Source organism: Scytonema hankhaensis NUACC26 (assembly GCF_045865695.1).
GTDB lineage: Bacteria > Cyanobacteriota > Cyanobacteriia > Cyanobacteriales > Nostocaceae > Scytonema.
This window is the reverse complement of the sequence record NZ_BAACAP010000212.1, coordinates 52,246-65,746: the sequence shown is the minus strand read 5'-3', so window position 1 is coordinate 65,746 and position 13,501 is coordinate 52,246. Positions and strand designations below refer to the sequence as shown.

The following is a 13,501-nucleotide window of genomic DNA, read 5'->3' as shown; positions in this document are numbered from 1 at the left end:
AGTCGCGAGTTAGCTACAGCAGTCAATAGACCTGTTGCTGTCTGAGTGCTACCTATAAAATATGCCTGATACATCGATGGAACTTAACGAACCAGTCCAACACCTTCTCTATTATAGGGTAGGCGATCTCTAAGGAGGAACTCAACGTGTTCAAGCAACTTCTGACAGGTAGCTGTATTTTTCTTTTCTTGCTTGTCGGCAACCTGTCGGTTCAAGCACAACAAAAACCAGTCTCCCCAGCCCCATCCTCAGCCCCTCAATCTCAGCCTCCAGCATCCAATACTCCAACGAACACTCAAGTTAGTTCAGAAGAACTTCAAAAATTTGCACGCACAATCAAAAAGTTAATAGGCATTGAGCAGAATGCAAATCAGGAAATGACACAAACCATCAGCAAATCTGGTTTAAGTCAACAACGATTTATGGCTATTCATCAATCGCAGAAAACTCCTTCTGCCCAGCCAACACCAGCAGTAACCTCTCAAGAAAAGCAGCAATATGAGAAGGCATTTGCTAGTTTGAGGCAGATTCAACAACAAGCTGAGACTAAAATGAGACAGGTGTTGCAGACTGAGGGACTACAGCCTGACCGCTTTAATCAAATTGAAGCAGCCGTCAGACAAGATCCAGCACTTCAGAAAAAAGTGCGCGAGATGATTAAGGGATAATCTTTCAGAATTGTGTAATCGGTGCATTCTAACTTTCTCATACACCTTATACAATGGGGAATTGCTTTTGATTCTAAGCATTACAGAACAAAGGCAATTGTCCCTTTTTATGTATTATTTTATGTAATTTTACTATACTTCTCCTGTCTCCCAAAGATACTCTCGCAAATTAATTTTTCCATCAGAGGTAAATTTTATTCCCTCTTCTTCTAGTAGTAATTTTTGCCTGCAATCATTTCCATTTCGTAAAGGGGAATAAGATATTTCACCTTTAGCATTCACGACTCGATGCCAGGGAACATTTGATGAACTCATATCGATTCGGTAAAGAGCATATCCAACCAAACGGGCTTTACCGTATAAATGAGCTAAGTCTGCCACTTGACCGTAAGTAGCTACCCGACCTCTAGGAATCTGACGGACAATTGCGTAGATATTTTCGTAAGTAGGCACTGATTTTTCCTCTTCTTTGCACAAATCAAAAACCGAACATTCATTGTCAGTATATTTATGTAAGTATATTTCTAGATTTTTTAAGACAACTTGATAGAGAATTTTTACTTTAGTACTGAAACTTTACTATCATTTTATAAAATCTATGACAAACTTACGTCAGTATATACCAAACAGAAATTACGCCCACCAGATGGAACTTTCAGTGGGTATTTCCCACCCCTCTACCTCGTCAACTTAAAAAATGACATAAATAAGGAAAATAATGATGAAATTGCTGAAAAAACTTAACTCGTTAATAACAGGTTTTAATAGAAACTTCAAAACCGAAATACTGCAAACATCTTCATCAAAAGCTTTGACCATCAACTTTTCAGGTCGGTTAACGGGCTCTGGGATTTCCGTTTTCGGCGCTCGATTTTCTGGAAAATTACAATTACCTATAACTTTAGATGAACTTTATCAGCAAAGTCAATTCCATAGTATTCTAGAGACTACAAGTATAACGAGCGATCGCGGAATTATTCTACCAGTCGATATCAGACTATCCGTATTTAAGCTCAATTCCAATTATAGTTACAGTTTGTTTATTTCTAGTGGTTTGACTGGTATTTCTGCTTACTATGACATCAACCAAAAGAAAGATGTTATCAAGGATTTCAAAATTCCTTCTTGGGTAGTACAAGAACATCATTTTTTATGTTCTGGCTTTGATTCTGTCTCAGGAAACCTCCAAGAATCAGAAATTGACTTTCACAATGTCTTAATACAAGTTCAGAAAAAATCAACTGTACTAGTTTCCAAAAATTTCAAGATTCAAGACAATTCTGCTGATTCACGTATTGTTGCACGCACATAACAAGCGTTTTTGGTAAGTAGGTAGGTGAAAATAACAGACCTACGTTACAAAATGTAAACATACCAGAAACAAGCGCGATCGCTCCTTGTGAAGTACGATTTGCTTAAGCAGAGGGCAGTTTTGCAGTAGGCATTTACAAAATTTTTGCTCCTGCTCCGCCGCAAAATTCTTTTAAAAGTGCATAAGTTGATTTCAATTTACCCATTAAAGATATAGAAGACATTGAACTGCTGATAGAACGCACTTCAGTCTGCTAGAAACTATACATCTAATTGACGAGGTAAATATGAAACTTTACTATCGTGGCGTTAGCTATGAGTACAATCCTTCACAGGTAACAAGCAGAAAAACAGGACAACCATTTCAACCACCAGTGCGTGAGTCTAAAAAAGCCTATAACCTCATTTACCGTGGCAACGTTTATCGAGTCGATCCCAACGCTAAAAAAACTGAGGTTTCTACATCGCAAGCAACTTATCTATTAATTTACCGAGGAATTTCTTACTTGTTAAGTAAAACTTTACAAGGAAATGTAACTGTAGCTTCTCAATTAGTCAACATTACAGGCAAAGCACGTAGCACATGGGATTTTTGATTATGTGTGTAGAGAAGTTTGAAGTTGCACAAAAAGGCGGGCGAGGACGCCCCGCAGTCGCCTCAACGGGGGAAACCCCCGCACGGCGCTGCTCTCCACCCCACAAGAATTGAGTTTTGCTAAGACCGTGCAAGTTATAAAACAATCGGCTTAATAGACGTCCATTGGCAGACAAGAACAAACAAAATTCCTGTCACCAAAAGCAGCGTCAATGCGACCTACACTAGGCCAGAATTTGTGTTCGCGAGTCCAGGGTGCGGGGTAGGCAGCTTGTTCTCGCGAGTAGGGATGCTTCCATTCGTCAACAATCAAACTCTCTGCTGTATGAGGAGCATTTTTCAAGACATTATCTCGAATATCCATCTTGCCAGATTCAATTTCAGCAATTTCTTGACGAATAGCAATCAGTGCATCACAAAAACGATCTAACTCTTCTTTAGATTCGCTTTCTGTTGGTTCTACCATGATTGTGCCCGCTACAGGCCAAGAAACAGTGGGTGCGTGAAACCCGTAGTCCATCAAACGCTTGGCAATATCATCAATTTCTATGGAAGCAGATTTTTTGAGCGATCGCAAATCCAAAATGCACTCATGAGCAACTAGATTGTTCTTCCCTTTATAGAGAACAGGATAGTAACCTTCCAGCTTGCGAGCAATATAGTTAGCATTCAGAATTGCCACCTTAGTTGCTTCCGTCAAACCATCTGCACCCATCATAGCGATATACATCCAAGAAATAACCAGGATGCTAGCACTACCCCAAGGTGCAGCAGAAACAGCACCCAAGCGTTGGGAAATTTCCTTCTTATTCCCAATCCCCAATTCCCAATCCCCAGTCCCCAGCACAACGTGTCCCGGAAGAAAAGGCACTAAATGAGAAGCAACACCAATAGGTCCCATACCAGGACCGCCGCCGCCATGAGGAATACAGAAAGTTTTGTGTAAGTTGAGGTGACAAACATCCGCGCCAATATCTCCGGGACGGCAAAGTCCCACCTGGGCATTCATATTTGCCCCATCCATGTAAACTTGAGCGCCGTTAGCGTGAATCACAGCGCAAATTTCCTGGATTTGTTCCTCAAACACACCATGAGTTGAGGGATATGTCACCATCAAAGCAGAAAGTTCCTTACCGTGCTTTTCTGCTTTCGCTTTCAAATTATCTAGATCGATATTTCCTTCAGAGTCACAAGCAACACCAACCACTTTCATCCCGCACATGACAGCACTTGCCGGATTTGTACCATGTGCAGATTGGGGAATTAAACAGACATCCCGATGCCCTTCCCCACGACTTTCATGATAGCGACGGATCGCTAACAATCCCGCATACTCGCCTTGAGAACCAGCATTTGGTTGCAAAGAAATTCCTGCAAACCCAGTAATTTCAGCTAACCATTCCTCAAGCTGCTGAAACAGAATTTTATAACCTCTAGTTTGAGACTGAGGTGCAAAAGGATGTATCTTGGCAAATTCAGCCCACGACACAGGCATCAATTCAGATGTTGCATTGAGTTTCATCGTACACGAACCCAAAGGAATCATCGAAGTTGTCAAAGACAAGTCTTTAGTTTCCAGTCTGTGCAGGTAACGTAGCAACTCAGTTTCTGAGTGATAGTTGTTAAAGATGGGATGAGTGAGGTAGCTAGTAGTACGGATGAGGGGAAGAAAAGGGGAGGGGGAGAGGGGAGGCTGAGAAACTAATTCTTCAAGTGTGAAAGGTAAATCATTCTTACCTGAAAAAATTTTCCAGAGGTCAATTAAATCTTTTTCTGTGGTAGTTTCGTCTAAAGATATACCAATACTGCTTGAGTTAAAAATACGTATGTTAATACGTTGTGCTTCACAAGCGGCTTTAATCTCTTCTAAACTACGTTCTCCTAAATTGACGTGCAGAGTATCAAAGAAAGACTCGTTTAAAATGCTATAACCCAACTGCTTCAAACCTTCCGCCAGTCTCACAGTCATTTGATGGATGTTCTCAGCGATTTTTCGTAACCCACTCGAACCGTGATACACAGCATACATACCTGCCATGACTGCTAGCAACACTTGTGCCGTACAGATATTACTAGTTGCTTTTTCGCGACGGATGTGCTGTTCTCTAGTTTGTAAAGCAAGACGCAATGCGGGCTTACCCCGAACATCTTTTGATACACCAACAATTCTTCCTGGAACTTGCCGCTTGTATTCTTCCTTAGTAGCAAAGTAAGCAGCATGGGGTCCGCCATAGCCCAGAGGAATACCAAAGCGTTGGGTACTACCTATAGCAATATCAGCACCAAATTCGCCTGGGGGCGTCAGTAAAGTTAGGCTCAATGGATCTGCGGCTACCGTCACCAATGCTCCCTCAGCATGGGCTTTTTCTACAAAAGCACGGTAGTCATGGATTGTACCATCAGTTGCAGGATATTGAAGAATTGCTCCAAAGATGGGTTCAGAAAAATCAAAGGTTTGATGGTCTCCTACAACAATCTTGATTCCCAGAGGATTTGCCCGTGTTTGCAACACATCTATAGTTTGGGGATGGCAGTCCTGAGAAACAAAATAGCTATTTGCTTTACTTTTGCAAACACCATAGCTCATACTCATAGCTTCTGCTGCTGCCGTTGCTTCATCAAGCAATGAAGCATTAGCAATTTCCAAACCTGTTAGATCGATAATCATTGTTTGGAAATTCAGCAGTGCTTCTAACCGTCCTTGAGCAATTTCAGGTTGATAGGGAGTGTATGCAGTATACCAACCGGGATTTTCTAAGATATTGCGTTGAATGACCGGAGGTGTAATACAGTCATAGTACCCCATACCGATGAACGAACGGAAAACTTGATTTTTTGAGGCTATTTCTTTTAACGTAGCAAGGGCTGCATACTCAGTTTTTGCTTCTGGCAACTTTAACGAACCAGATAACCGGATTCCTTGTGGAACGGTTTTGTTAATTAGCTCGTCGAGGGTACTACAGCCCAAGAATTCAAGCATTTGCTGAATTTCATTGGATGACGGACCAATGTGTCTTGCTTGAAAGCTCAATTGCTCACTTTTGTTCTCCAACGGTTGTTGAAGAGTCAACTCAATACGAGACTCGGAGTTTATCACAAATTTCTCTCTATACGCGATACTTAATATTTTGCAACAAGTATATTTGAGGCGTCAGGTATATGTGATTAGTTTATCTAATTTATTTGGGGATTGGGGAACTCGGGGTCTGCTCTGGGGATAAGGGGCGATGGGGATTGGGGATTAAGTTATTCTTCCTTGTTTTCCTAGTCCCTAATCCCTAATCCTTAGTCCCCGAGCGGTCAGGTGGTCAGGTGGTCAGGTGGTCAGGTGGTCACTGACTTCCTACCCTTCCACTTGGGCGCTATATTCCTCTGCAGTCAATGCATCTTCAATATCTTCAGGATCGTCAGCACGGACTTTTAACAACCAACCATCTCCATAAGGGTCATCTGCCACTTGTTCGGGAGAATCAATTAAAGCGTCATTGCGTTCTACCACTGTACCAGTCACTGGTGAATTTAGGGATTCAACAGCTTTCACTGATTCGATTGAGCCAAAGCTTTCTCCTTTGGTCACAACATCACCAATTTCTGGGAGTTCTAAAAACACAACGTCACCTAATTGCTCAACAGCAAAGGCACTAATGCCAATGGTGGCAATGTCTCCATCGAGACGCACGTATTCATGGGTATCTAGGTATCTTAAATTATCGGGAAATTCCAAAGACATATCACTTCCTCATCCACATCAAAAAAATTAACACAGCTAGTAGCTAATTGCTAATTGCTAATTGCTAATAGTACTGTAGGTAGGGAAGACAGCGCACCATATAAGCTTTTGTGCGGCATAGCCCTACCTACAATACTTAAATTTTTTTCACAAATCAGATAGGATTGCTATAGTAAAGACACAATTAGCCATTAGCGATTTTTTCTCCGGTAAAAAGGTTTCTTAACGACGACTCCAGGGTAGGCTTTGCCTCGAATTTCTACTTCTAGTTGCTGACCCACTGTTGCAAGTTCAGTAGGAACATAGGCAAGAGCAATAGGATATCCAAGGGTAGGTGATAGTGTACCACTTGTAACTTCCCCAACGACTGTGCCTTGAGAGAGGACTTGATATCCGTGACGGGCTATATTGCGTCCTTGCATTTGCAAACCAACTAATCGGCGTTGCACTCCGCTAGCTTTTTGCTGTTCTAAAACTGAGCGACCAATAAAGTCTTCTTTTTTATCGAGATGTACCAACCATCCCAAACCAGCTTCTAAAGGGGTGGTAGTGTCATCAATATCTTGTCCGTAAAGTGCCATTGCAGCCTCAAGGCGAAGGGTGTCTCTCGCACCCAACCCGCAAGGAAGAACACCAGCATTCAGCAAACTGCGCCACAACTCTACTCCAGCATCTGGATCTACCATAATTTCAAATCCATCTTCCCCCGTGTATCCAGTACGGGCTAGAAATGCAGTTTTACCGAAGACTGTTGCCTCTAAGTGTCCAAATGCCTTAACCTGGGCAATATCTTTATCAACAAATGACTGTAGCAAACTTACAGCTTGCGGTCCTTGTAAAGCAATTAGGACTTTTTCGGGTGAAATGTCTTGAAAAACAAGCTCATCTGAGTTCAGGTGTTGCAAGAGCCATGTTTTATCTTTGTTAGCCGTGGCAGCATTGACAATAATAACTCCTCGCTGTCCGACCGTGGGCTCTTCTCCTTGGTAGTAAACAATAATGTCGTCGATGATACCGCCTTGAGGGTTTAGCAAGACGGTGTATTGTGCTTGACCGGGTTGTAATCGGTTTAAGTCTGAAGGAACTAAATACTGGAGTTGCGCGATAAGGTTTTTGCCTTGCAGGATAAACTTACCCATATGGGAAATGTCAAACATTCCTGCTACTTTTCTAACGGCTTCATGTTCTTTACTAATACCAGCAAACTGTACGGGCATTTCCCAACCACCAAAGCTAGTGAGTCGTGCTTTGAGTTCTTGGGCAATAACAAATAGAGGTGTTCTTGCTAAAGACAGGGCGATTTCTTCTTGATTAGCCACAGGTTGTTTCAGTAGAGTGAGTCAACATATATATCCTACTTGCCATAGCAAATCCTTTTAATTTTAGTATAGATTATTACTTAATTTTATGTATTGTACTCAATTGAAAACCGCTATAGCAATCCTATTTGATTTGCAAAATACAAGTAGGTAGGGCTTTAGCCCACCAAGAGCGAATGTGCGGCATAGCCCTACATACAGTACCTAAAATTGTTTATAAATGATTTAGGACTGCTATATAATTACAAGTGTTTTTTGAAATTTCGAGATAAATATTTAGCTCGACTCTTAGCAAATTTTGCTTGGCTTTTAGCAAACATATCTTTCACTTCAGCACCTCTATCTTGAGTCCATTTCCGCTCGTCTTCGCTCGCGGTATCGAAATTGTTCTCTATCAAATTATCTAGGTTACTGACTGCTATTGCTGTAACATCTACAACTTTTAGATTTAAGCCACTGCTTGATTTTTCAATGTCTAGCGCGGTTTCAACAGTACTCAATAATTCGTTCATTTTTTGCAATTGTACTTCTATTAAATACCAATTTCCCAAGTCTTCAGTCATGTTGGTACTATTACTCTATTAATACTGAGATTAGATAAAGTTAAATTTAACAAATTGTCACTTTATTTGTCTGTACAGTTACGTACATTGCTTCACATTGCTTTCAGAACTTATGTAACATCAACGGTATTTTGGGAATTTCATATGCTGTAGATCTCCCTGCACCTCAGACATTCAGTCATACAAGACGATGAAAGAAGTGCCAAATGTACCTACATTGAGAAATAACACCATTTTGGATTTTAGATTTTGGATTGAGTAGATTTGATTGAGTCAGCGTAGTAGAGTACCATTGCCACACCAAGATTGAATGGTGGGCAATGCCCACCCTACTGGTCACTGGTCACTGGTCACTGGTCACTGGTCACTGGTTTGTTGTGGCTTGGGCTTGGGCTTGGGCTTTGGTAAATCCTTTGGTTTTCCTTCAGAACTACCCTGTGGACTGCCTTGAGGTTTGCTCTGTGGAGTATCGTCAGGACTACCTTCGGGACTGCTCTGAGGTTTGCTCGGAAACTTCCCTTTGGGTTTGCCTTTGAAAGGTGGTTTTCCTTTTGGTGGGGCGGTATCTTTACCGGCTGCTTTCAGCGCTGCTCGTTTTTCTGCGATCGCTGTTGCTTTATCATCTTTACTAGCTTTAAGGAACTTCGGTGGTCTCTCCAAAGGTAATCCCAGTAATGAATCAAATTCAAAAGCGTCCCGATGGGGTACAAACCTTGCCTTAATTTGTACAAACACTGGCTTACCCTGCTCTTCTTTTGATGCTTTGGGATTAAACCTAAACGGTGGAACCAATGCGTCTCGCCAGAACAAAGGTAAGTGACTGGCTTTCATGTATTTTACTTTTTTGGATGGTTCAGATTGTTTAATATGCTCCAATCGTTCCTTAGTAAAATTCTTGAAAACAGAGATACAAGGTGTGCGACACACAGGAATAAACTGCCACAATCCGCAAAGTTTAAACTCCATGTCAGCGAGTTCTTCCGAAATCACCTCTTCATGACGTCCTTTGTCAAAGCCGACGAGTTGGAAGCCAACATTAGGCGCTACATCCCTACCGGGAAAATGAGTAAACCTTGGATAAACAACAACCCGTTGAGTAGATTCGCCAGATGATTCTACTTCTTTCTTGAGAGCATCAAAAGCTTTTTGTTTGCGAGGGGCATAGAAAAGCGGATATTCTTTGTTACCAATAGTAATGGTATTGTTGTTGGCTTCTCCAAATTTAACCTTGCCTGTAATGACGCCAACTGCTTGAAAAATGGCACCTGGCTCCTCTGGAGTGGGCTTTTGCTCTTCCTCTGGAGTGCGCTTCTGCTCTTCCTCTGAAGTTGGCTTTTGCTTTTCCTCTGGAGTTGGCTTTTGCGCTGCCTCTAGAGTTGGCTTTTGCGCTGCCTCTGGAGTTGGCTTTTGCTTTTCCTCTGAAGTTGGCTTTTGTGCTGCCTCTGGAGTTGGCTTCTGCTTTTTCTCTAGAGTTGGCTTTTGCTCTACTTCTGGAGTGGGCTTCTGCTCTTCCTCTGAGGCTTTTGAGGCTGTAGGTTTTTCAGGCGCGGGGTCTTGTGTTTGTTCGATGGTGGTTTCTGGTTCAGCAGAAGAATTTTCAACTTTTTTGTCGCTGTTAGCTTCTTTTGATGTCATAACTATAAGTAAGCACGTTTTTTTTAATGATAAACTTGGGATTGCTTCCCAAGTTTTGTTTTGCTTGTAAAAGTGTTTGAAGAAGTTGTATTGGTAGCATAAACGACTTACCAGTATCCCTGTAACACTAGGAGACTCAGACACAGAAGTCGTAGCGTGGGGATGCGATCGCTTACTGCCATCCAAAAATCACTCATACACTGCAAGCAGCGATCTGAATTATACATTGACAAAGCGTATTTGCTCGTTTTGTTACAGGACTCCGGTTATACCGTTGTCATACCGCACCTCTGCGGAGCATCTCAAAACCATATACATAAATATCCGCAAATTTATAACGTTGCTCCTTTTCACGCCATTCCGCAAGACCAATTTCGCTGAAAAAATCTGCGAAATCGTCAAATTCTAAAATATCATCCCCTGCGGATTCCTGCCATATAGTTTGCAATTCTTCTTTTGATAATAAAGCTGAGATATTTTTGGGAGAGTCAAAAAATCTACTCAAGTTAGGATATTCTTCTCTAATAGCATTACAGCGTTCTTCTGATGCCTTCTTGAGTCCAATTTCTAGAGATTTTCCAAGGAAGCACTTTTAATCAAGAGGAAGCTTTTCGGATTTTACCTAGAAGCAAGAGATTGCTAGTGTGCTAAAAAGAGTTTTGGGGATAAAACGACTGGCAAAAAATCCGGTTTTTTCAAAAATTTTGGCTCTTAATATAGTTTAATAGAGATGTTGCGATTTATGAAGTCAGCATTATGAGGTATTGGCAAGCACTAGCTGGGTTAGTCTTGGCTATGGTTCTTTTTTTATCTCCCCTATCAGCATATGCAGCAAGTTCTTCCAGTATCAGTCGTGCTGCAAGCAATCAGCTCAGTGGTAAAGATTTCTCAAACCAAAGCTTGATTGGGCAAGAGTATACTAGTCTCAAACTGGAAAATGCTAATTTTAGCAATGCCGATCTTCGTGGTGGAGTTTTTAATTCATCATTGTTGCGAGGCGCGAATCTCCACGGTGTTGATTTTACTGATGGCATATCTTATCTATCAGACTTTAAAGGTGCTGATTTAAGTGATGGAGTTTTTACAAACGCAATGATGTTGCGTTCAAGTTTTAATAATGTTGATGTCACAGGTGCTGATTTTAGTAATGCAGTTTTAGACCGTTTGGAAGTGAAGAAGCTTTGTGAGAATGCTACTGGTGTCAATTCTAAAACGGGTGTTTCCACTCGTGAATCTTTAGGTTGCGATTCTTGAACCCGTCCTAACTCCTCTCTACTTGGGAGAGGAGTTTTTTATCGGGAGGGCGTAGAATCCCAGGTGATTGGCAATTGGACGTTCGCGCATCGGTATTCTCGTATGAATGGGAGCGTTTAAAACTTTCGGTTTTCGCTCTTTTGCCATCACTAGTGTTGTTGAACCGCCCCCATCTATATTGAGTGCAGTGTAAGCACCTAAATCTAGAATAATCTTTGTTAGCTCCGCGATCGCAACCCCTTCGCTGTAGTATGGTTGTTTGCCATCAACAGCAATTAACCAAAGTTTAGTTCCTTCTCGATTCACAGCAACTGCAACTCGCGGATAAGGTTTATCATCTCCTAAGTCAGAAATAGCTGACCGACCGCGATCGACTAAAAGTTGATTGCCTGCAATACCTTGTTCTGTTCCTTCAGGACACTTTTCACTTTCCAAAATCTGAGCGCGGTTGGTAGGTGAGATGCACAACACAAACCAATTTTTTTCTGGTTGGGAATAACGGTATCCATTAGAAATAGTATCACCGATGGGATTCACAATATCTCCGCTATGTGGATAGTAATCCCAAGGAGTGTTTTCATAGAAATCTTGAAAGTAACTGGCATTAATTGCTAATTGCAGCTTAAACTGGTTGAGAAATTTTGAAGTTGTTTGTGCTCTATTTTCACCATCATTGACAGTTTTTACTCCGGGTGTGACAAGTGCTTTAATTCCCGGTTTTGTTAAGTCAATGGTGACGATGTGAGTCATGACTGGACGTGGTTTGTAACGAGCGATTCGTTTGTAAACTATTCCATCAAAAAGGGCTTGTTCTAAATCTGTCTGAGGTGGACGTTTAAGACACAACCAGACATAGACTATCAGTGGCAATAGTATTAGAAAACTCGTTCCTAGTAGTAAAAATCGTCGTAAGTAAACTAACACCATTTTGGATTTTAGGCGAATACCGAAATGCAAGAGAATTAAATTGAATTGCTATTCAAGTCTCTGCTGCCAAATTTCAGGGCTTCGACGAATGTGCAGAACTGCTATAACGGTTATACACCTATCACTAAATTAAATACGGTATCAACTACCTCTAGAAACTCTATAGCAAGCTCCCATTTCTGATTTGCATACCATTGAGCCGCTCGATCGATATCTTCTTCAACCCTTGAATCAAGTACTAGAGATAAGTTACTGCTCATGATACTTGTTCAACAGCCTTTGCTTAACTTCACTCCATGTCTTGAACTGTGCTGTGCCTTGTGAGGAAATGCGATTTTGCACAATTTCGAGATGCCAATCAGGCATAGAAACTTCATCAGGTGCAGCAACAATCAAGTTCCAAAGTTCCTGAACGTAATCAATTTGTTGCTCTTTACTTAATTGCTCAAATCCAGGTGGAAGAGTCAAGTGTTGAGGCATAAACAATGATACCACATAAATGAACTTTAGATTTTGTACTAAAGGTCTCTATTATATCACAGTAAATAAAAGGGCAGCATATCTTAGTATTTCTATTTACCTTTCAATTTACTCGCTCGTCTAATCGAGCAAGGAGATATTCTCTAATTTTTAATACTAATGGAGTCAAAACCTCACTGGGTAACGGATATTCTACCTGACTACCAAGACCGGAAAAAACTAGAGGTCCTCTAACAGTAGCAGACCATTCCGGTAAACAAGCAATGACATGAAAATGAACGTGGTTAAATCCTTCTCCTTCAGCAAACTGGGCTATATATTCTTTATCTGTATTAAGAATTTCGTGGAGTGCTTGGCATAAAAAAGTCATCAATTGGGAAAATTCTGTAAACTCATCTTGAGTGAGTTGGTGCAATGCATGGCAATGACGCTTCAAGACAACCACTAACCATCCTTTGATAGAAGTGGGATGAGTATGTTCGACAATCCAATAATTTGTCTCAACAATTCGAGGTGCGTTACTCAGAGAGATAAAACCTTGAATTGCTTGACAAGAAAGACAATTGCCATCAAATTTTTGCATGACTAAAAATTAACTAATCGCCAATCCCCAATCGCTAATCCCCAATATTTACAGGGTGGGCGAGTTGCCCGCCCCTTCAATTATCTTTTTGGTAGAGCATTTTCTGGAACGTGTTGAGTTCCACCTGAAACTGTTGCGTCATTTGTTCCCTTACCATCTGCCATTGCAGGGCGAACAGCATCATAAATCTCAGGGTATTTTGCCTGTAGTTGAGTATCATTCAGTTGTGCATCCAGTATGGTACCGTTTGAAGATCTCACTGTATATGCAAATCCATTAGGAGTACTATTGATGGTAATTTTGTGGTCGCGCAGAACCAAAGTGGTCAGGGGGAGCTTTTCAGAAGCCCGTGTTGTAGTAGCAAAAAATACGCCAAACCCCAGGATGAGGAGAAGAGTTACTGACAGTTTACGCACGAGCTGTCCTCAAAACAACT

The 13,501-nt window shown here is 41.3% G+C and carries 17 protein-coding genes; 4 read left to right on the top strand and 13 right to left on the bottom strand.

Going from position 1 to position 13,501, the window contains the following annotated elements:
* The first annotated feature begins 146 nt into the window (after positions 1-146).
* Entirely contained in the window at positions 147-668 is a 522-nt protein-coding gene (locus tag ACKTT2_RS27360) for a DUF4168 domain-containing protein (protein WP_407892517.1), read from the top strand.
* A gap of 132 nt (positions 669-800) precedes the next feature.
* Here ACKTT2_RS27360 and ACKTT2_RS27355 read toward each other — a convergent pair whose 3' ends face one another.
* Positions 801-1,121, bottom strand: a complete 321-nt coding sequence (locus ACKTT2_RS27355) for an MGMT family protein (protein WP_407892515.1) — start codon at positions 1,119-1,121, stop codon at positions 801-803.
* Between the two features lie 265 nt (positions 1,122-1,386).
* Here ACKTT2_RS27355 and ACKTT2_RS27350 point away from each other — a divergent pair, with 265 nt between their 5' ends.
* Together ACKTT2_RS27350 and ACKTT2_RS27345 are read left to right on the top strand one after the other, a co-directional pair.
* On the top strand, positions 1,387-1,980 hold the full coding sequence (locus ACKTT2_RS27350; protein ID WP_407892513.1) for a hypothetical protein: 594 nt from the start codon (positions 1,387-1,389) through the stop codon (positions 1,978-1,980).
* Between the two features lie 286 nt (positions 1,981-2,266).
* Entirely contained in the window at positions 2,267-2,575 is a 309-nt protein-coding gene (locus ACKTT2_RS27345; protein ID WP_407892511.1) for a DUF4278 domain-containing protein, read from the top strand.
* Between the two features lie 150 nt (positions 2,576-2,725).
* On the opposite strand, the gene gcvP is transcribed toward ACKTT2_RS27345, so the two are convergent.
* The 7 genes from gcvP to ACKTT2_RS27310 all read right to left on the bottom strand — a co-directional run bounded on the left by gcvP (position 2,726) and on the right by ACKTT2_RS27310 (position 10,326).
* Complete coding sequence (gene gcvP / locus ACKTT2_RS27340; RefSeq protein WP_407892556.1) at positions 2,726-5,650, bottom strand: aminomethyl-transferring glycine dehydrogenase; 2,925 nt, start codon at positions 5,648-5,650, stop codon at positions 2,726-2,728.
* A gap of 267 nt (positions 5,651-5,917) precedes the next feature.
* Positions 5,918-6,304 (bottom strand): glycine cleavage system protein GcvH, encoded by a 387-nt coding sequence (gcvH, locus tag ACKTT2_RS27335; RefSeq protein ID WP_407892509.1) that lies wholly within the window; start codon positions 6,302-6,304, stop codon positions 5,918-5,920.
* 191 nt (positions 6,305-6,495) lie between these two features.
* A complete protein-coding gene (gene gcvT, locus ACKTT2_RS27330) occupies positions 6,496-7,623 on the bottom strand; it encodes a glycine cleavage system aminomethyltransferase GcvT (protein ID WP_407892507.1) in 1,128 nt (375 codons plus the stop codon).
* 242 nt (positions 7,624-7,865) lie between these two features.
* Positions 7,866-8,186: a hypothetical protein gene (locus ACKTT2_RS27325; RefSeq protein ID WP_407892505.1), complete on the bottom strand. Its 321-nt coding sequence runs from the start codon at positions 8,184-8,186 to the stop codon at positions 7,866-7,868.
* Positions 8,187-8,364: 178 nt separating this feature from the next.
* A complete protein-coding gene (locus ACKTT2_RS27320) occupies positions 8,365-8,526 on the bottom strand; it encodes a hypothetical protein (protein WP_407892503.1) in 162 nt (53 codons plus the stop codon).
* 17 nt (positions 8,527-8,543) lie between these two features.
* Complete coding sequence (locus ACKTT2_RS27315; RefSeq protein ID WP_407892501.1) at positions 8,544-9,821, bottom strand: cell envelope integrity TolA family protein; 1,278 nt, start codon at positions 9,819-9,821, stop codon at positions 8,544-8,546.
* Positions 9,822-10,098: 277 nt separating this feature from the next.
* Positions 10,099-10,326: a hypothetical protein gene (locus ACKTT2_RS27310; RefSeq protein WP_407892499.1), complete on the bottom strand. Its 228-nt coding sequence runs from the start codon at positions 10,324-10,326 to the stop codon at positions 10,099-10,101.
* 251 nt (positions 10,327-10,577) lie between these two features.
* Here ACKTT2_RS27310 and ACKTT2_RS27305 point away from each other — a divergent pair, with 251 nt between their 5' ends.
* Entirely contained in the window at positions 10,578-11,075 is a 498-nt protein-coding gene (locus ACKTT2_RS27305; protein WP_407892497.1) for a pentapeptide repeat-containing protein, read from the top strand.
* 18 nt (positions 11,076-11,093) lie between these two features.
* Here the strand turns inward: ACKTT2_RS27305 and ACKTT2_RS27300 are convergent, their stop codons facing one another.
* The 5 genes from ACKTT2_RS27300 to ACKTT2_RS27280 form a co-directional block, all read right to left on the bottom strand.
* A complete protein-coding gene (locus ACKTT2_RS27300; protein ID WP_407892495.1) occupies positions 11,094-12,002 on the bottom strand; it encodes a phosphodiester glycosidase family protein in 909 nt (302 codons plus the stop codon).
* Between the two features lie 110 nt (positions 12,003-12,112).
* Positions 12,113-12,262: a hypothetical protein gene (locus ACKTT2_RS27295; protein WP_407892493.1), complete on the bottom strand. Its 150-nt coding sequence runs from the start codon at positions 12,260-12,262 to the stop codon at positions 12,113-12,115.
* Positions 12,252-12,482, bottom strand: coding sequence for an addiction module protein (locus ACKTT2_RS27290; RefSeq protein ID WP_407892491.1), 231 nt, complete (start codon positions 12,480-12,482; stop codon positions 12,252-12,254). Before ACKTT2_RS27290 ends, ACKTT2_RS27295 begins: the two co-directional genes overlap by 11 nt.
* Positions 12,483-12,585: 103 nt before the next feature.
* On the bottom strand, positions 12,586-13,065 hold the full coding sequence (locus ACKTT2_RS27285; protein ID WP_407892489.1) for an HIT family protein: 480 nt from the start codon (positions 13,063-13,065) through the stop codon (positions 12,586-12,588).
* An 80-nt stretch (positions 13,066-13,145) separates the two neighbouring features.
* Positions 13,146-13,481, bottom strand: coding sequence for a hypothetical protein (locus ACKTT2_RS27280; protein WP_407892487.1), 336 nt, complete (start codon positions 13,479-13,481; stop codon positions 13,146-13,148).
* Between the last annotated feature and the right edge of the window lie 20 nt (positions 13,482-13,501).

Bases quoted from the DNA above. Each gene is read 5' to 3' on its own strand.
- ACKTT2_RS27350 (WP_407892513.1), top strand. From the start codon at position 1,387: ATGATGAAATTGCTGAAAAAACTTAACTCGTTAATAACAGGTTTTAAT.
- ACKTT2_RS27345 (WP_407892511.1), top strand. From the start codon at position 2,267: ATGAAACTTTACTATCGTGGCGTTAGCTATGAGTACAATCCTTCACAG.
- gcvH (WP_407892509.1), bottom strand. From the start codon at position 6,304: ATGTCTTTGGAATTTCCCGATAATTTAAGATACCTAGATACCCATGAA.
- ACKTT2_RS27325 (WP_407892505.1), bottom strand. From the start codon at position 8,186: ATGACTGAAGACTTGGGAAATTGGTATTTAATAGAAGTACAATTGCAA.
- ACKTT2_RS27315 (WP_407892501.1), bottom strand. From the start codon at position 9,821: ATGACATCAAAAGAAGCTAACAGCGACAAAAAAGTTGAAAATTCTTCT.
- ACKTT2_RS27305 (WP_407892497.1), top strand. From the start codon at position 10,578: ATGAGGTATTGGCAAGCACTAGCTGGGTTAGTCTTGGCTATGGTTCTT.
- ACKTT2_RS27300 (WP_407892495.1), bottom strand. From the start codon at position 12,002: ATGGTGTTAGTTTACTTACGACGATTTTTACTACTAGGAACGAGTTTT.
- ACKTT2_RS27295 (WP_407892493.1), bottom strand. From the start codon at position 12,262: ATGAGCAGTAACTTATCTCTAGTACTTGATTCAAGGGTTGAAGAAGAT.
- ACKTT2_RS27290 (WP_407892491.1), bottom strand. From the start codon at position 12,482: ATGCCTCAACACTTGACTCTTCCACCTGGATTTGAGCAATTAAGTAAA.
- ACKTT2_RS27285 (WP_407892489.1), bottom strand. From the start codon at position 13,065: ATGCAAAAATTTGATGGCAATTGTCTTTCTTGTCAAGCAATTCAAGGT.